16 protein-coding genes are annotated in these 17,117 nt (G+C 70.4%); 13 read left to right on the forward strand and 3 right to left on the reverse strand.

Annotation, left to right across the window (positions count from 1 at the left end; genetic code table 11):
* The first annotated feature begins 73 nt into the window (after window positions 1-73).
* The 8 genes from IEY91_RS40880 (at window position 74) to IEY91_RS40915 (ending at window position 7,317) form a co-directional block, all read left to right on the forward strand.
* The gene (locus IEY91_RS40880; protein WP_189177828.1) at window positions 74-718 is read left to right on the forward strand and encodes an HAD family hydrolase; all 645 of its coding nucleotides are present in this window, start codon (window positions 74-76) and stop codon (window positions 716-718) included.
* A 90-nt stretch (window positions 719-808) separates the two neighbouring features.
* Window positions 809-2,062 (forward strand): MFS transporter, encoded by a 1,254-nt coding sequence (locus IEY91_RS40885; RefSeq protein WP_189177829.1) that lies wholly within the window; start codon window positions 809-811, stop codon window positions 2,060-2,062.
* Window positions 2,013-3,185: an acetoin utilization protein AcuC gene (locus IEY91_RS40890; RefSeq protein ID WP_189177830.1), complete on the forward strand. Its 1,173-nt coding sequence runs from the start codon at window positions 2,013-2,015 to the stop codon at window positions 3,183-3,185. The genes IEY91_RS40885 and IEY91_RS40890 overlap by 50 nt, the downstream gene beginning before the upstream one ends.
* A gap of 171 nt (window positions 3,186-3,356) precedes the next feature.
* Complete coding sequence (locus IEY91_RS40895; RefSeq protein WP_164328304.1) at window positions 3,357-4,172, forward strand: phosphatase; 816 nt, start codon at window positions 3,357-3,359, stop codon at window positions 4,170-4,172.
* 129 nt (window positions 4,173-4,301) lie between these two features.
* Entirely contained in the window at window positions 4,302-4,511 is a 210-nt protein-coding gene (locus IEY91_RS40900; RefSeq protein ID WP_157164103.1) for a helix-turn-helix domain-containing protein, read from the forward strand.
* Between the two features lie 116 nt (window positions 4,512-4,627).
* Complete coding sequence (locus IEY91_RS40905) at window positions 4,628-4,726, forward strand: 30S ribosomal protein bS22 (protein WP_003948845.1); 99 nt, start codon at window positions 4,628-4,630, stop codon at window positions 4,724-4,726.
* Between the two features lie 330 nt (window positions 4,727-5,056).
* Window positions 5,057-6,160 (forward strand): NAD-dependent epimerase/dehydratase family protein, encoded by a 1,104-nt coding sequence (locus tag IEY91_RS40910; protein ID WP_164322126.1) that lies wholly within the window; start codon window positions 5,057-5,059, stop codon window positions 6,158-6,160.
* 14 nt (window positions 6,161-6,174) lie between these two features.
* Window positions 6,175-7,317, forward strand: coding sequence for a lysophospholipid acyltransferase family protein (locus IEY91_RS40915; RefSeq protein WP_189177831.1), 1,143 nt, complete (start codon window positions 6,175-6,177; stop codon window positions 7,315-7,317).
* A gap of 218 nt (window positions 7,318-7,535) precedes the next feature.
* Here the strand turns inward: IEY91_RS40915 and IEY91_RS40920 are convergent, their stop codons facing one another.
* From IEY91_RS40920 to IEY91_RS40930, 3 genes are all read right to left on the reverse strand, one after another.
* On the reverse strand, window positions 7,536-8,813 hold the full coding sequence (locus IEY91_RS40920) for a DUF5667 domain-containing protein (RefSeq protein WP_189177832.1): 1,278 nt from the start codon (window positions 8,811-8,813) through the stop codon (window positions 7,536-7,538).
* Window positions 8,814-9,118: 305 nt separating this feature from the next.
* The gene (locus IEY91_RS40925; protein WP_016640259.1) at window positions 9,119-9,892 is read right to left on the reverse strand and encodes an ECF subfamily RNA polymerase sigma factor, BldN family; all 774 of its coding nucleotides are present in this window, start codon (window positions 9,890-9,892) and stop codon (window positions 9,119-9,121) included.
* Window positions 9,893-10,276: 384 nt separating this feature from the next.
* Window positions 10,277-11,236, reverse strand: coding sequence for an HAD family hydrolase (locus IEY91_RS40930; protein WP_164322119.1), 960 nt, complete (start codon window positions 11,234-11,236; stop codon window positions 10,277-10,279).
* 149 nt (window positions 11,237-11,385) lie between these two features.
* Here IEY91_RS40930 and IEY91_RS40935 point away from each other — a divergent pair, with 149 nt between their 5' ends.
* From IEY91_RS40935 to IEY91_RS40955, 5 genes are all read left to right on the forward strand, one after another.
* The gene (locus IEY91_RS40935; RefSeq protein WP_189177850.1) at window positions 11,386-11,676 is read left to right on the forward strand and encodes a glutaredoxin family protein; all 291 of its coding nucleotides are present in this window, start codon (window positions 11,386-11,388) and stop codon (window positions 11,674-11,676) included.
* 330 nt (window positions 11,677-12,006) lie between these two features.
* On the forward strand, window positions 12,007-12,780 hold the full coding sequence (locus IEY91_RS40940; RefSeq protein WP_189177833.1) for a redox-sensing transcriptional repressor Rex: 774 nt from the start codon (window positions 12,007-12,009) through the stop codon (window positions 12,778-12,780).
* Window positions 12,777-14,435 (forward strand): glutamyl-tRNA reductase, encoded by a 1,659-nt coding sequence (locus IEY91_RS40945; protein WP_189177834.1) that lies wholly within the window; start codon window positions 12,777-12,779, stop codon window positions 14,433-14,435. Before IEY91_RS40940 ends, IEY91_RS40945 begins: the two co-directional genes overlap by 4 nt.
* A complete protein-coding gene (hemC, locus tag IEY91_RS40950) occupies window positions 14,432-15,391 on the forward strand; it encodes a hydroxymethylbilane synthase (RefSeq protein WP_189177835.1) in 960 nt (319 codons plus the stop codon). The genes IEY91_RS40945 and hemC overlap by 4 nt, the downstream gene beginning before the upstream one ends.
* On the forward strand, window positions 15,388-17,049 hold the full coding sequence (locus tag IEY91_RS40955; RefSeq protein WP_164322111.1) for a bifunctional uroporphyrinogen-III C-methyltransferase/uroporphyrinogen-III synthase: 1,662 nt from the start codon (window positions 15,388-15,390) through the stop codon (window positions 17,047-17,049). The genes hemC and IEY91_RS40955 overlap by 4 nt, the downstream gene beginning before the upstream one ends.
* Window positions 17,050-17,117: the final 68 nt, after the last annotated feature.

Raw genomic sequence — 17,117 nt, forward strand, 5'->3', positions numbered from 1 at the left:
CGCCGCCGAACTAATTGTAGAGAAAACCCCCGTGCCATTCGGCACGGGGGTTTTCTGCGTTTAGGGTCTAGGCATGCGATACGAATTGATCATCTTTGACAATGATGGTGTCCTCGTCGACAGCGAGCCGATCTCCAACACGATCCTCGCCGCATACCTGACGGAACTCGGGCACCCCACCTCGTACGAAGAGTCCCTGCGGGACTACATGGGCGGCGCCATGCACCGCGTACACGACCTGGTTCTGGAACGGTCCGGGCAGCGGCTGCCCGACGACTTCGACGCGATCTTTCACGAGCGGGTCTTCGCTGCCTTCAAGCAGGAGCTGGAACCCATGGCCGGAGCCGTGGAGGTACTGGAGAAGCTGACCGCCGAAGGTGTGCCCTTCTGTCTCGCTTCCTCCGGCAGCCACGAGCGGATTCGCGTCGGGCACCGGAAGACCGGGCTCGACAAGTGGTTCGACGACGGACGGATCTTCAGCTCGCAGGACGTCGGGCGCGGGAAGCCGGCGCCCGACCTCTTTCTGCACGCGGCCGAGCGCATGGGCGTCCCGCCCGAGAAGTGTGTCGTCGTGGAGGACAGCCCGCTGGGCGTACAGGCCGCGGTGGCGGCGGGAATGGACGTGTGCGGGTTCACGGCCATGACGCCCGCCGAGCGGCTCCGGGACGCCGGCCGACTCTTCGGCGAGCTGCGGGAACTGCCCGACCTGCTGGTCTGACATCGCATCTGACATCCCACACGACGGCCGGGAAAGTTGGTCGGTGATCTATCTACCCCCGAGTAGGCCGGGGATCTACGCTTCGCTGCCATGACGGAAACGCTGCGGCGCGGCAGGGCCTCGCTCGCGTTCGGCTTCTTGGTGCAGGGCGTCACGTTCGCGCTGCTGGTCACACGGATACCCGCGCTGCAGGACCAGTACGGGATATCCGACGGCCTGCTGCCCGTCTTCCTGGCGGCCGTGCCGATCCTGGCCGGTGTGGGGAGCGTGTGCACCGAGCGGCTGGTGAGGAAGGTGCCGCCGAGTCGGGTGCTGCGGTGGTCCCAGCCCGTCGTGCTGCTCTCGCTGCTCGGGGCGGGCGCGGGGGACGCGATGTGGGAAGTCGCCGTCGCGCTGGGGATGTTCGGGCTCGCGGTGGGGGCGCTGGACGCGTCCATGAACATGCTGGGCGTGAGCCTCCAACGTGCGTACGGGCGGAGTATCATGCTCGGGTTCCACGCCGCGTACAGCCTGGGCGGGATCGTGGGGGCCTCGCTGGCCTGGGCGGGGGCGCACTGGGATCTGTCGTTGGTGGTGTCGTATCTGCCGGTGGTCGTGGTGCTGCTGCCGGCGGCGCTGGTGGGGAGCCGGTGGTACGTCGACGCGGCGGACGGCAAGCCGGACGGTGACGGTGGCGGTCAGGGCCGGGATTCGGGGGCCGTGAAGGCGGGCTCCGGGGGCGGTGGCTCGGTCGGCTTCAAGGTGCTGTTGCCGCTGTGTCTGGTGATGACGTGTGCGTACATCGGGGACTCGACCGTCTCCAACTGGAGCGCGAAGTATCTGCAGGACGTGCTGGGGAGTTCGGAGCAGCTCTCGACCGTTCCGTACAACGTCTACATGGTGATGAACCTGGTGGGGCGGAGTGTCGGGGACCTGGGGGTGCGGCGGTTCGGGGCGGTCGCCGTGGTGCGGGGCGGTGCGGTCGTGGGGGCGGTCGGGTTCGGTGTGGTGGCTGCGGCGTCGGGGGCCTGGGTGGGGATTCTCGGGTTCACGTTGCTGGGGATCGGGTTGTGCGTGATCGTGCCGCAGACGTTCGCGGCGGCGGGGCGGATGTTCCCCGGGGCGTCGGACGCTGCGGTGGCGCGGCTGAACGTCTTCAACTACGTGGGATTCCTGATCGGTTCGCCGTTGGTGGGCGGGCTCGGGGACGTGTGGAACTACCGCGGGGCGATGGTCGTTCCCATGGTGTTGGTGCTTGTGACGTTGTTGTACGCCCGGTCGTTCGCCCTTGAACCGGACCGATACGGTGACGGACATGAGCGGCCGCGCACAACTGATGTGGGACGAGGCAGTAACGGGCTATGACTTCGGTCCACAGCACCCCATGGACCCGGTCCGGCTCGCGCTGACGAAAAGCCTGATCGACGCCTTCGGGCTCGACCGCGAGCTGGACGTGGTCGCGGCGAAGCGCGCCGGTGAGTCGACGCTGGGGCTCGTGCACCGCGAGGACTACGTGGACGCCGTGAAGGCGGCCTCCGCGGATCCGTCCTCCGCGCGCGGGGAGTACGGCCTCGGGACGGAGGACGTTCCCGCCTTCGCCGGCATGCACGATGTGTCGGCGCTGATCGCCGGGCAGTCGGTCGGTGCCGCCGAGGCGGTGTGGCAGGGGGACGCGCTGCACGCGGTGAACTTCGCGGGCGGGCTGCACCACGCCATGCCGGGCGGTGCTTCGGGGTTCTGTGTGTACAACGACGCCGCGCTCGCCATCGCGCGGCTGCTCGAGCTGGGTGCCGAGCGGGTCGCGTATGTGGATGTGGACGTGCACCACGGGGACGGGGTGCAGGCCGCGTTCTGGGACGATCCGCGGGTTCTGACGATCTCGCTGCACGAGCATCCTCGTACGTTGTTTCCGCAGACCGGGTGGCCCGAGGAGACCGGGGCGGACGCCGCGGCGGGCAGTGCGGTGAATGTCGCGTTGCCCGCGGGGACCGGGGACGAAGGGTGGGTGCGGGCTTTTCACGCCGTGGTGCCGGAGTTGTTGGCGGAGTTCCGGCCGCAGGTGCTCGTCACTCAGCACGGGGCCGATACGCACTTTGAGGATCCGTTGGCGCATCTCGCCGTGTCGCTGGACGCGCAGCGGGCCGTGCAGGTCGCCTGTCATGAGTTGGCCCATGAGTACGCCGGTGGGCGGTGGGTCGCGCTCGGTGGGGGTGGGTACGCGGTGGTGGATGTGGTGCCGCGGTCGTGGACGCACCTTGTCGCCGTGGCGGCCGGGCGGGAGATTTCGCCTTCGGCTGTTGTGCCTGAGGGGTGGCGGCAGGAGGTGTATCGGCGTACTCGGACGCTTGCTCCTGGGCGGATGACGGATGGGCGGTGGCCTGTCGCTTGGCGGGAGTGGGACTTGGGGTACGACCCCGCGGACCGGGTGGATCAGGCCGTGTTGGCTGTTCGGCGGGCCGTGTTTCCGTTGCGGGGGTTGTTGGCGTAGGGGGGCGTTTCCCCAATCCCGCCCCTTCCCGCTGCATCGATCGGCGGCTCCGCCGCGGGCAGAGGGCTCCGCCCCCGGACCCCCAGGTCCGTTGCGGCGGGGTTAGCCTGACTGTGGGTTTTTTTCTGGGTTTTCGGGGTTCCGTGGGGGTATGTGCGGCAGCATCGGGGGGTGTTGAGCACCGGAGCGTTGCGTGCGCATCTGCTGGCGGCCCGGCTCGCCGGGCCCGTGGCCACCTCGCGGGAGGAGAGCCTGCGGAGCTATCGGCTCTTCGCGGCGCGGGATCCCCGGATACTTCTCGGGCTCGACCCCGAATGGACCTGGGGCGCGGGAGACTTGCTGCGGCTCATGGCGGACAAGTGCGGGGTGTCGGACGACCCCCGGCACACCACGGGAGCCGATGTCATCGACCCGGAACGGACGTTGGCGGCGCTCGACGCGTTCGCCGAGCGGCTCCAGGACGCGGCCCGGCGCCGGCTTCCCGTGCTGCTCGGGACCGGTCACCCGCACCGGCTCCTTGGTTTCTACGCCGCCTTGGCCGAGGCCCTGTCGGCGGCCGGATGCACGATTCTCAGCCCCGCGCAGGGTTGCTGTATCGACATAACGACCCGGTTCGGCCTACGCACGTACAACCTTGACTACGTACAAGGCGTCGCGCTGGTGCGCGAACCCGGCGTGCGTCCCACCGGGAGTGAGACCGGCGCACACAGCCATTCTCCGCTCCCGGTTCGACGGGCTCTGGCCGCCCAGGCAGAGTCCGGCGGACCCCTGCCCGAGCTGGTCATCGGGGACCATGGCTGGGTCTGCGGAGCAGGTCAGCTCGGGTTTGAGGCGATCGGTCTGGCGGATACGGACGATCCCGCACTGTTCGTCGGAGAGGCGGAGGGGCGGGTGTCCGTCGTCGTTCCGCTTGATGACGCTGTGCGGTCTGATTACTACCGACCGCTTACTCGCTATGTACTCAATCGAGCGTGTCTGTCACAGTAAACGGCCGATGGCAGCTCCTCTTCCCCACTCGCATCACCCGCCCCTACTCTGGGGAGTGAGCGCACAGCGACGAGGAGTCACCGGAAGGGGAAGCCGGTGCGCGTCATGTGCGGAAGGTTCAGGTGTGTCATGGCTGCTGACCAGAGGCCTCTCAGCGAGGTTGCGTTTCTGACCGTGGCGGAGGTCGCCGCGGTGATGCGAGTCTCGAAGATGACCGTGTACCGGCTGGTACACAGTGGTCATCTGCCCGCAATCCGGGTCGGAAGGTCCTTCCGAGTCCCGGAGAACGCGGTTCACGAGTACCTTCGCGACTCATACGTGGGGGTGGAGACGGCCTGATCGACCTCCCTCGATTACAGGCTCGGCGCCGGGGCGGGTAGGCTAGGCCGACGTAGGTCGTGTGGGCCCAGTCTGCTGCCCCGCACCGAGTGAGAATGAAGTGAGCGAGGGTAGTCGTGGGCTCTGTTATCAAGAAGCGGCGCAAGCGGATGGCCAAGAAGAAGCACCGCAAGCTGCTGAAGCGTACGCGCGTTCAGCGTCGCAACAAGAAGTAAGCGACCGCTGACGTCAGCGAGCGCAAGCGAACGTAGTGAAGCCCTCCCACCATCCGGTGGGAGGGCTTCACTACGTTCGGCGTCATTTCGTTCAGGGGGCTCGGGGACGCCATTTTCCGTGGGTTCCCGGTCATAGGGGATTCAATAGTTCAAAGGCGGGCGTACGGCCTGATCTTTGCGGCGGAATGTGTCCGTCGTCACTTCGTGCGTATCGCGGTCATCACAGCGCAACATCGACCCGCTAGCGTGGGCCACGGACGTAACGCTCAGACGTGACGCGGGGCCGGAGCATGCTGACGCCACGCGGGCTGGGGAAAGGCGGCGCTGATCTTGGGCAAGGTCGTGCTCGTGACCGGGGTGGCCCGGCAACTGGGCGGCAGGTTCGTGCGGCGTGTCCAGCGCGATCCGGAGGTCGACAGGGTCGTCGCCGTCGACGCCGTCCCGCCCGAGCACCATCTCGGTGGCGCCGACTTCATCCAGGCCGACATCCGGCAGCCCACGATCACCAAGCTCCTCGCCGAGCACGGCGTCGACACGGTCGTGCACATGGACGTGACCGGCACCGCGCTGGCCGGCGGCAGCCGCGGCTCGGTCAAGGAGACCAACGTCATCGGCACGATGCAGCTGCTCGGCGCCTGCCAGAAGTCGCCGCGGGTGAAGCGTCTCGTGGTGAAGTCGAGCACCAATGTGTACGGTTCGGCGCCCCGCGACCCCGCGGTGTTCACGGAGACCACGCCCCCGAAGTCGCTGCCCAGCGGCGGCTTCGCCAAGGACACCGTCGAGGTCGAGGGCTATGTGCGCGGGTTCGCGCGGCGGCGGCCCGATGTCGCCGTGTGTGTGCTGCGGTTCGCCAACATCCTGGGCCCGGCCGCCGATTCGCCGCTCGCCGAGTACTTTTCGCTGCCCGTGCTGCCGACGGTTTTCGGCTATGACCCGCGGCTGCAGTTCGTGCACGAGGACGACGCCATCGAGGTGCTGCGCCTGGCGTCGCACGACCCGCGGCGCGGCACGCTCAACAGCGGCACGTTCAACATCGCCGGGGAGGGGCTGCTGCTGCTCTCGCAGTGCGCGCGGCGCCTGGGGCGGCCGACGCTTCCGGTGTTCCTTCCCGCCGTCACCTGGGTGGGCCAGGCGCTGCGCACGGTCGGCGTCACGGACTTCTCGCCGGAGCAGATCCGGCTCCTCACCCACGGCCGGGTCGTGGCGACCCGGCAGATGCGCGAGACACTGGGGTTCAGGCCCAAGTACACGACCGCGGAGACCTTCGCGGACTTCGTACGCAGCCGGGGTCCCGGCCTGCTGCCGCCGACGGCGCTCGCGGGGGCCGTCGACAGGATCGCGGCGCTGCCGTTCGCGGGCGGCGGCGCGAAGTCCGGTGCCGATGGGGGCGCCGGAGGCAGAGCCGACAACAGTGCCCACCACAGCGCCAACTGAGGAGATCGTCAACGATGGCGGACGCCAAGGTCATTCCGTTCGACGACGACCGGTCGCGCGGGGGCGGCCAGCGGCCGCAGCGCCGCAGGTCCGGGCCGCGGCGCCCGGGCGACGGGGCGAAGGCGCGCGAGGTCAAGGTGGTCCCCGGGCGGCGGAACGCCGATGTGCCGGACGGTGCCGCGCCGGGCGCGGAGCCGCTGGACGCGGGGGCCCTGGGCGCGGCGGATGCGGATGCGGGGAGCGTGGGCTCCCGGAGTGCGGGGGCGGACGCGGCGCCGGAGCCGGCCGCCGTGCCCGAGCCGCGTGGTGGTGGCGGTGGTGGCTGGGACCGGCGGATCGCCGGTGGCCTCGCTTTTTTGCGGCGGCGGCTGACGGGTGAGTACGACGTCGACGACTTCGGGTACGACGAGGAGCTCACCGACCAGGTCCTGATGTCGCTGCTGCGGCCGTTCTACGAGAAGTACTTCCGCGTCGAGGTCAAGGGCATCGAGAACATCCCGGCCGACGGCGGTGCGCTGATCGTCGCCAATCACTCCGGGACGTTGCCGTTGGACGGCCTGATGATGCAGGTCGCCGTGCACGACAACCATCCGCACCAGCGGCATCTGCGGCTGCTCGCCGCGGACTTGGTGTTCATGCTGCCGGTGATCAACGAGCTGGCGCGCAAGGCCGGGCACACGTTGGCCTGTGCGGAGGACGCGGAGGCGTTGCTGGAGCGCGGGGAGCTCGTCGGGGTGATGCCCGAGGGGTTCAAGGGGATCGGGAAGCCCTTTGGTGAGCGGTACAAGCTGCAGCGGTTCGGGCGGGGTGGGTTTGTGTCCACCGCGCTGCGGACCGGGTCGCCGATTGTGCCCTGTTCCATTGTGGGGGCCGAGGAGATCTATCCGATGATCGGCAATGCGAAGACGTTGGCTCGGGTGCTCGGGATTCCGTACTTCCCTTTGACGCCTACGTTTCCCTGGCTGGGGCCGTTGGGGATGGTGCCGTTGCCCACGAAGTGGACGATTCAGTTCGGGGAGGCGATTCCTACGGATGGGTATCCGCCGGAGGCGGCTGAGGATCCGATGTTGATGTTCAATCTGACGGATCAGGTGCGGGAGCAGATTCAGCACACGTTGTACAAGTTGTTGGTGCAGCGGAGGTCTGTGTTCTTCTGACGGGGGGGCTGTCCCTCGCGGTGCGCCCCAGGCCCGCCCCTTCCCGAAACCAGGGGGCTGCCGCCCCCTGGACCCCCGCTTATCGGCCTGAACGGCCTCGTCCTCAAACGCCGGACGGGCTGAAACCGTAAACGCCGGACGGGCTGGAACCGTGCCGGTGAGGGCTGAATCAGTGCTCTGCTGCCGGGCTGGGTCTCGCCAGCCCGGCAGGGTAGCCGTTACTTCTGGTCCTCGCCCTCGATTCCCAGTTCTGGGAGTAGGCCGGGGAGGAGGGGTGGGAGGGTTACCTCGGGCTTGCCGGGCTTGGGTTTTTTGGGGGTGGGGTGGTTCTTCTTGTCCTCGGTGGTGCCGGAGGGGGCGGGTGCGTGCTCCGACGGGGGGTCGAGGATGCCGTCCGTGACGCCGGGGAGGAGGCCTTCGCGGCTTTCCTTGTGGCCGGGGGAGGAGGGCTTGGGTTTGCCGCCGGGGGAGCGGTGGTCGTCGGTGTCGCCCGAGGTGTGGGGCGCGGGGCGGTCCCGGTGGGTGCCGGTGGAGGAGTCCTGGCGGGGGCGGTCGTCGGGGGAGCTGCTCTTGCCGGGCTGGCTGGGGAGCAGCGAGCGCAGCGGTTCGACTTCCTGCTCCATGGCGTCGAAGACGGAGCTGACCTGTTCGCCGACGTCACCGAGCTGGACGGGGAGCTTGTCGCGCAGGGCGCTCCAACTGCCGCGGTGGGACTGGGTGAAGGCGGAGAGGGCCTGGATGGGGCCGAGGGAGCCGTCGCGTTCGTACGCCTCGAGGAGGAGGCGGTGGCCTTCCGCGGCGTCGTGCCGCATGCCGGAGAGAGCGCGGCGGACCTCGCCGACCGATTCGTGGTCGAGGTGGCCGGAGCGGGCGCGCTCCATCAGGCGGCGGGCCTCGTTGAGCCGCGTCGAGGCCTGGTCGAGGTAGATCTGGCCGCGGTCGGTGTCGCTGTCGGCCATGCCGAGCTTGAGGTCTTCCATGCCGCGTTTGAGGCCGTAGAGCGAGTCGCCCGGCAGGGCGTCGGAGCTTGCCGCCGCGACGCCGCCGAAGGCGCCCGCGGCGACGCCCACGGTGAGGCCGCCGGCGGCGATGCCTTTGGACAGGCGGGTCCGGGGTTTCAACTTCCGCAGGGGGCTCGCCCGGTGGGAGCCTTTGGCACCCTTCCGGGAGCGCTGCTCCGGTACGGAAGGGCTTGTGCCCTCGCCCGCCGCCGTGCCCTCCGCCAGCATGGCTTCCATCGCCGCCACCAGCTGGGCCCGCTGGACCACCTTGACCTCGGGGTCGAGCTGGGGGGCGGGGAGCCGGGCCAGGCCGTCGGCGAGCGCCAGCATCCGGTCGCGCTCGGCCGGACCGGGCGGCGCGGATTCGGCTCGGGCGCCCGCTGGGGGCGCGGCGGGATCTTCGGGCTGCTCGGCCGCCGGGTCCTGGTCGGAATGCTCCTCCAGGGCCTGGGCGAAGGCGTTCGCCCGCCGGTGGGCCGATACGTTCGCGATCACTGGCGGCACCTCCTCTCGTCATGACGGTCGACTCCCCAGGGGGTCCTGGGGGTTGCGTCGTCCGAACACTTCCACACGTTCGAGTGAGCGCATGGAGCCTCCCCGTGCTCCGAGGGAGCTCGGGGGTGATTCGGACTGCAACCACAGGGAGCCTGCATCCCGCACAACGAGCGTCGCGGCACTTGGGTTACGGACGAAAGATGATCCGACCGCCGAGGGCTCGACAAAGTCCGTGACGGCCATCTGGCCGCCACGGACGGTGAGTTGGGCGTCGCGCAGCGTGGCGGGACGCCCGTCGGTCGCCGCTAGCGGGCGTCGTCCGGGAGGAGCCGGGCGAGGGTGCGGACCGCCCGGTACTGGAGGGTTTTGATCGCGCCTTCGTTCTTGCCCATGACGCGGGCGGTCTCGGCCACGGAGAGGCCTTGCAGGAAGCGCAGGGTCACGCACTCCTGCTGCTGGGGGTTGAGGCGGCGGACCGCGTCGAGGAGCGCGGCGTTCGACAGGGACTCAAGGACGGAGTCCTCGGGGCTGCGCTCGACCTCGTTCGCGTCGAGCATCTCGCCGGTGGTGACCTCGAGGCGGAAGCGGCTCGACTTGAAGTGGTCGGCCACCAGGTTGCGGGCGATGGTGACGAGCCAGGCGCCGAAGTCGCGGCCCTGCCACGTGAACGTACCGATCCTGCGCAGGGCGCGGAGGAACGTCTCGCTGGTGAGGTCCTCGGCCGTCGCCTTTCCGCCGACGCGGTAGTAGATGTAGCGGTAGACGGTGTCGCTGTACTGGTCGTAGAGGCGGCCGAAGGCGTCGGACTCGCCCGCCTGGGCTCGCTCGACGAGGTCCATCATGCGGGCGCTGTCACTGTCCGCCGCGGGACGGCGGTGGGTGGTCGTGGCGGTACCGGAGCGCGCCCGTCTGCTGACGGCCGCACCGCCGTCCGCCAGGGCGTAGCACGGCCCGGCGGGTGCCGGGACGGCGAAGGCGGGGACGGCGTACGCGGTGGGGACGAAGCCGCGCAGGCGGTCGACGACCGTTGCGCGCAGCGTAGCCAGGCCCGAGGCGTCAACCCCGACGTGTGGGTACACGGGACTCCCAGAGGCAGAGCTTCCATCACGTGCAGTACCGGACCGTTCACCCGTCGTAGCGACAGGCTGTGTCCGTCATGCGTCTGAGGAGAATAACGCTTCGTACAGGCAGCGCTACACCCAGTTGCTCAAATCATCGATTACGTCGCTTCTGTTACCGATCGGCGGTCGATCAAGTACCGGTTATTGACTGATTGTTGATCGAATGAGCGCGCATTCGGGGTGGCCGGGGGGCGTGTTGTGGCCGAGTTGAATGAACGGGACTGGCGGGGGGCGTGGCGGGTAAGACAGAACGATTGCCGTCGTTTCCGGGCGCGACGAGTGGCGGAGGCCCGTGTTCCGGGGCCTCCGCCGGCGATGGTCACCGAGCGTGTCGGTATGGGGTCAGTGGCGGCGGCGGTGCAGTGCGATCGCGGCCGCCGTGCCGCCCGCGAGGGCGCCGACGCCCGCGGCGGCCGGGATGCCGACCTTCGCGGCCTTGCGGCCCGTGCGGTAGTCGCGCAGCCGCCATTCGCGGGCGCGGGCGTGCTTGCGCAGCTTGGCGTCGGGGTTGATCGCGTACGGATGTCCGACGAGGGACAGCATCGGGATGTCGTTGTGGGAGTCGCTGTACGCGGCGCAGCGGGCCAGGTCCAGGCCCTCGGCGGTGGCCAGGGCGCGGACGGCCTCGGCCTTCGCGGGGCCGTGCAGCGGCTCGCCGACGAGCTTTCCGGTGTAGACGCCGTGCACCGACTCGGCGACGGTGCCGAGGGCGCCGGTCAGGCCGAGGCGGCGGGCGATGATCGTGGCCGTCTCCACGGGCGCGGCCGTGACCAGCCAGACCTTCTGGCCCGCGTCGAGGTGGGCCTGGGCCAGGGCGCGGGTGCCGGGCCAGATGCGCTCGGCCATGTACTCGTCGTAGATCTCCTCGCCGATGGACATCAGCTCGGCGACGCGGTGGCCCTTGACGATGGAAAGGGCGCTGTCGCGCGCGTCCTGCATGTGCTCGGGGTCCTCGACCCCGGCGAGCCGGAACCACGCCTGCTGCCAGGCGAATCGGGCGAGCTCGCGGCGCTGGAAGAACTTCCGCTTGTAGAGCCCGCGGCCGAAGTGGAAGAGGGCGGCGCCCTGCATCACGGTGTTGTCGAGGTCGAAGAACGCGGCGGCTTCCTCGTCGCCCGCGACCGGGAACTCGGGGGGCGCGGTCTCCTCGGCGGGGGTCTGTTCGGCCCGCTCGCCGGACTCCTCCAGCTCCTGGAGCTCCTGCGACGACTTGCGAGCTGCCTCGGCCGAGGCCTCGCCGGCGAGCACGCTGCGCGCGGTGGCGAAGCGCCTGCGGGGGTGGAGCCAACCCAGAGTGGCCATGCCGTCGAGCATAGCCACTCTGTTCGGTCGGCTCGTAAAGGGAACGAATCGAACGCGTCAACGGTCCGTGTCGCGCTGGTCACACCGGGGTGCGCCGCGGCGGCGTACCGCGTCGGCGGCGGCGCGTGAGAAGCGTAAGAAGGAGGAAGCTGGTGGGCATGAGTCCTCTTTTTCGCCGCGGCGGTGCGGCCAAGACGCCCAAGGCGCGCGTCGTCACGCTGATCGGCAAGCCCGGGTGTCACTTGTGCGACGACGCGGAGGAGGTGGTCGCCAAGGTCTGCGGCGAGCTCGGCGTCGTGTGGGAGAAGAAGGACATCACGCGGGACGAGGCGCTGCACAAGGAGTACTGGGAGCAGATTCCGGTGGTGCTCGTGGACGGGGAGCAGCACACGTTCTGGCGGGTGGACGAGGGGCGGCTGCGGCGGGAGTTGGCGGGATAACGCCGGGTCGACGGGGGCGATGGCTGGTTGTGACGTCCGGAGCTGTCCGGAAAGTCGTTTAGCATCGGGGGTCGGTTTTGAGCTCGGGGGCGAGGTTCGTGAGGAGTGTGTACGGTTTTGCCCCCGTCGGTTGAGTGTCGTTGTCGGCCGTGCGCCGGTTCCAGGAATGTGCGCCAGGGGTGCGTGACGCCGGTCACGTTGGGCGGGCAAATCGGACACCATCTTTGTGCACGCGTTCACAAAGACATAGCCTGCTGTCGACGGGGCGGTCTTGGGACACGACACCGGGTGCCGGCCCGCCTTCAGCCCCGCTCTACCCGCAGGAGCACCGTGGCAACTGGCCGAACTCACCGACCGGCGACCCGCAGCCGAGGGATTCCCGAGGCCACCGTCGCCAGGCTTCCGCTGTACCTGAGGGCTCTCACCGCGCTGTCGGAGCGCTCGGTGCCCACGGTCTCCTCCGAGGAGCTGGCCGCCGCCGCGGGGGTCAACTCCGCGAAGCTGCGCAAGGATTTCTCGTACCTCGGCTCCTACGGGACCAGGGGCGTCGGCTACGACGTCGAGTACCTCGTGTACCAGATCTCCCGTGAGCTCGGGCTGACCCAGGACTGGCCGGTTGTCATCGTCGGTATCGGTAACCTCGGCGCCGCGCTGGCCAATTACGGCGGGTTCGCCTCGCGCGGGTTCCGTGTGGCCGCCCTCATAGACGCCGATCCGGCGATGGCGGGCAAGCCCGTCGCCGGCATGCCGGTGCAGCACACGGACGAGCTCGAGAAGATCATCAGCGACAACGGCGTCTCCATCGGCGTCATCGCGACCCCGGCGGGCGCCGCCCAGCAGGTCTGCGACCGGCTCGTGGCCGCGGGCGTCACGTCCATCCTGAACTTCGCGCCGACCGTCCTGACCGTCCCCGACGGCGTCGACGTGCGCAAGGTCGACCTCTCCATCGAGCTGCAGATCCTCGCGTTCCACGAGCAGCGCAAGGCCGGCGAGGAGAGCTCCGCCGACAGCGCGGACGACGCCGAGGGCACAGCCCCGCCCGCCGCCGCCAAGCCGCACCGCAAGGGACCCGACGGGGACGTCCCCGCCGTGATGCCGGCATGAGTCTCCTCGTCGTAGGCCTCAGTCACCGCAGCGCTCCGGTGAGCGTGCTCGAGCGGGCCGCGCTCACCGTCGACGCGCAGGCCAAGCTGCTGCACGACACGGTGGCCGCCGAGCCCGCGGCCGAGTCGGCCGTGCTCGCGACCTGCAACCGCATCGAGCTGTACGCGGACGTGGACAAGTTCCACGCGGGTGTCGCCGAGCTGTCGACGCTGCTCGCCCTGCACAGCGGCGTCGGCCTGGAGGAGCTCACCCCTTATCTGTACGTGCACTACGAGGACCGGGCCGTCCACCACCTGTTCTCGGTGGCGTGCGGGCTCGACTCCATGGTCGTCGGCGAGGGGCAGATCCTCGGTCAGATCAAGGACTCGCTCGCGCGGGCGCAGGAGCTGCACACCGCGGGCCGGCTCCTCAACGACCTCTTCCAGCAGGCCCTGCGCGTGGGCAAGCGGGCGCACTCGGAGACCGGCATCGACCGGGCCGGGCAGTCGCTCGTCACCTTCGGCCTGGAGCAGCTGGCCGGGCGCGAGCCCGTGCACGCCTGGGCCAAGGGCAAGCGCGCCCTGGTGATCGGCGCGGGCTCCATGTCCTCGCTGGCCGCGGCGACCCTCGCGCGCGCGGGCGTGGACGAGGTCGTCGTCGCCAACCGCACCCTGGACCGCGCCGAGCGCCTCGCCGCCATCCTCACGGAGGGCGGCACGGGAGCCGCCGCCCGCGCCGTGCCGATGGACGACGTGGCCGTGGAGCTGACACGTGCCGACGTGGCGGTGTCCTGTACCGGCGCGACGGGCCTTGTCCTCACGGCGGCGGACGTCACCGCGGCGGTCTCGGGGCGCGTCGGCGACGTACGAGACGTACGAAGTGAGGTACGGGACGGGCATGACGGGTCGGTCGGCTGTGCCGATGACGACTGTGTGATCGCGCCGGACACCGCCACCCCCGCCCCGGACGCGGGCGGCTGCCCCGTGGGCGCGCAGGTCGGCGATGAGAACGCGTACGAGCAGCACGCCGCCCTTGTCGACAACAGTCCCGCCGTGGGCGGAAGCTCGGTGCGGGTCGCCCGGTCGGTGCACGCCGCCGTGGTGCCCGCCGCCCGCGCCGCCGCGCTGTACCTGCTCGACCTCGCCATGCCCCGCGACATCGACGCCGCCGCGCACCGCCTCACCGGCGTGCGCCTGGTCGACATCGAGTCGCTCGCGGACGCGTCCGCCGACGCGCCGATGGCCGCCGACGTGGACGCCGTGCGCACCCTCGTGTCCGACGAGGTCGCCGCGTTCGGCGCCGCGCAGCGCGCCGCGCACATCACGCCGACCGTCGTCGCGCTGCGCACCATGGCCGCCGACGTCGTCAACGGCGAGATGGCCCGGCTCGACGGCCGGCTGCCGGAGCTCGGCGCCAAGGAGCGCGCCGAGATCACGCAGACCGTGCGCCGCGTCGTCGACAAGCTGCTGCACGCGCCGACGGTGCGCGTGAAGCAGCTCGCCAGCGAGCCCGGCGGCGCCGGATACGCCGACGCCCTGCGCACCCTTTTCGACCTCGACCCGGAGACGGTCGCCGCCGTGTCCCGGGCCGATCTGTTGAGCAACGCCGGTGGCAACGCCGGTGGCCAGCTCAACCAGCACCAAGAGAACGACGAACCCAAGCGAGGCCGCGCATGACCGAGAAGGCACTCAGACTCGGGACCAGGCGCAGCAAGCTGGCCATGGCCCAGTCGGGACAGGTGGCGAGGAAGGTCACGGAGCTGACGGGGCGTCCCGTCGAGCTCGTCGAGATCACGACGTTCGGCGACACCTCGCGCGAGCACCTCGCCCAGATCGGCGGCACCGGTGTGTTCGTCACCGCGCTGCGCGACGCGCTGCTCGCCGGTGACGTCGACTTCGCCGTGCACTCGCTGAAGGACCTGCCCACCGCGCAGCCGGCCGAGCTCACGCTCGCCGCCGTGCCGGAGCGGGAGGACCCGAGGGACGTGCTGATCGCGCGCGACGGACTGACCTTCGCGGAGCTTCCCGACGGAGCGCGCATCGGCACCGGCTCGCCGCGCCGCATGGCGCAGCTCAACGCCTACGCCCGCAACCACGGCAGTTCCATACAGGCCGTGCCGATCCGGGGGAACATCGACACCCGCATCGGATACGTGCGCGACGGGAAGCTGGACGCCGTCGTGCTCGCCGCCGCGGGCCTCAACCGCGTCGGCAGGATCGACGAGGTGACCGACTTCCTGTCGGTCGACACCGTTCTGCCCGCCCCCGGCCAGGGGGCACTGGCGATCGAGTGCGCCGCGACCAACGCGTCACTCGCCGCCACGCTCGCCGAGCTCGACGACCCGTACACCCGGGTCGCCGTGACCGCCGAGCGATCCCTGCTCGCCGCCCTGGAGGCCGGCTGCAGCGCACCTGTGGGTGCGCTGGCCGACCTGCTGGCCGACGGGCAGGTTGTCAAGGAGATGCGCCTGCGCGGCGTCGTCGGTGCCACCGACGGCTCGACGCTGGTGCAGCTGTCCACCACCGGTCCCGTGCCTGAATCGGAAGACCAGGCGATGGCGCTCGGGCGGGAACTCGCCGCCGAGATGCTCGCCAAGGGCGCGGCCGGTCTGATGGGGGAGCGAGCACTTTGAGCCCCACCTCGAACCTTCCCGGCCTTCCCGCACACGGGCACGTCACCTTTCTCGGTGCCGGACCCGGAGATCCGGGACTGCTGACTCTGCGCGCCGTCGAGGCGCTGGCCCGAGCGGATGTGCTGATCGCCGAGCCGGATGTTCTCGATGTCGTACGTGTGCATGCCCGAGGGGGTGTGGACACACCTCTCCCGCAGGCCGCTGACGGCACGTCAGCGAGCGTCGACGGGCCTTCGGCCTCAGCCGCGGCCAATCTTGTCATGGAGGCCGCGCGCGGCGGCAGGCGGGTCGTGCGTGCGGTGAGCGGCGATCCGGGCCTGGACGCCTACGCGGGCGGGGAGATGCTCGCCTGCGCCGCCGAGGGCATCCCCTTCGAGGTGGTGCCGGGCATCGCGGCCGCGGTCGGTGTGCCCGCGTACGCGGGGGTGCCGTTGCGGGACGCGCAGGGCACCGACGTGCGGTTCGTCGACGCGCGTACCGCCTCCGAGCGCTGCTGGGGGGAGGTCGGCGCCTCCGACGGGACCGTGGTCGTGTCCACGTCCCTGGACTCGGTCGCGGCCGCCGCCGGCGAGCTGGTGTCCGCCGGGCGCAAGCCCGACACCCCGATGACGGTGACCGTCGCCGGTACGACGACGCGCCAGCGCACCTGGACCGCGACGCTCGGCACCATCGCGCAGGTACTCAAGCAGGCCAAGGTGCTGCCCTCGCCCGACGGCGGGCAGGCCGTCATAGCCGTGGTCGGCGAGCGCTCGGCCGCGGCCCAGCGCGACCAGCTCTCGTGGTTCGAGTCGAAGCCGCTGTTCGGCTGGCGGGTCCTCGTGCCGCGCACCAAGGAGCAGGCGGCCTCGCTCTCCGACCAGCTTCGTTCGTACGGGGCCGTGCCGCACGAGGTGCCGACGATCGCCGTCGAGCCGCCGCGCACGCCCCAGCAGATGGAGCGCGCGGTCAAGGGCCTGGTCACCGGGCGCTACGAGTGGATCGCCTTCACCTCGGTGAACGCGGTCAAGGCCGTGCGGGAGAAGTTCGAGGAGTACGGGCTCGACGCCCGCGCCTTCGCCGGGATCAAGGTCGCGGCGGTGGGCGAGCAGACGGCCGCCGCGCTCGTCGCCTTCGGCGTGAAGCCGGATCTGGTGCCGAGCGGGGAGCAGTCCGCCGCCGGGTTGTTGGAGGACTGGCCTCCGTACGACCCCGTCTTCGACCCGATCGACCGGGTGTTCCTGCCGCGGGCCGACATCGCGACCGAGACGCTGGTCGCGGGCCTGATCGACCTCGGGTGGGAGGTCGACGACGTCACCGCCTACCGGACCGTGCGGGCTTCGCCGCCGCCGGCCGACACCCGTGAGGCCATCAAGGGTGGCGGGTTCGACGCCGTTCTCTTCACGTCGTCGAGCACGGTGCGGAATCTGGTGGGTATCGCCGGGAAGCCGCACAACGTGACCGTGATCGCCTGTATCGGTCCCGCCACGGCCAAGACCGCCGAGGAGCATGGGCTGCGGGTGGATGTGATGGCTCCGGAGCCGTCCGTGCACAAGCTGGCCGAGGCCTTGGCGGAGTTCGGGGCGCAGCGGCGCGCTGCCGCGCTGGAGGCCGGGGACGCTGTTACTCGGCCGAGTGAGCGGCGGCCGGGGGCTCGGCGTCGGCGGGCTGCGGCGCCGTAGGGTGCCCTCGCGGGGCGCCCCGCTGCATCCATTAGCGCGCTCCGCGCGCGGGCGCCCCTTCCCGTATC

The sequence above is a fragment of the Streptomyces lasiicapitis genome (assembly GCF_014646335.1).
GTDB classification, from domain to species: domain Bacteria; phylum Actinomycetota; class Actinomycetes; order Streptomycetales; family Streptomycetaceae; genus Streptomyces; species Streptomyces lasiicapitis.

Coding starts and splice junctions, on each gene's coding strand:
- IEY91_RS40945 (WP_189177834.1), top strand. CDS start 12,777: ATGAGTCTCCTCGTCGTAGGCCTCAGTCACCGCAGCGCTCCGGTGAGC.
- IEY91_RS40880 (WP_189177828.1), top strand. CDS start 74: ATGCGATACGAATTGATCATCTTTGACAATGATGGTGTCCTCGTCGAC.
- IEY91_RS40885 (WP_189177829.1), top strand. CDS start 809: ATGACGGAAACGCTGCGGCGCGGCAGGGCCTCGCTCGCGTTCGGCTTC.
- IEY91_RS40900 (WP_157164103.1), top strand. CDS start 4,302: ATGGCTGCTGACCAGAGGCCTCTCAGCGAGGTTGCGTTTCTGACCGTG.
- IEY91_RS40890 (WP_189177830.1), top strand. CDS start 2,013: ATGAGCGGCCGCGCACAACTGATGTGGGACGAGGCAGTAACGGGCTAT.
- hemC (WP_189177835.1), top strand. CDS start 14,432: ATGACCGAGAAGGCACTCAGACTCGGGACCAGGCGCAGCAAGCTGGCC.
- IEY91_RS40915 (WP_189177831.1), top strand. CDS start 6,175: ATGGCGGACGCCAAGGTCATTCCGTTCGACGACGACCGGTCGCGCGGG.
- IEY91_RS40930 (WP_164322119.1), bottom strand. CDS start 11,236: ATGGCCACTCTGGGTTGGCTCCACCCCCGCAGGCGCTTCGCCACCGCG.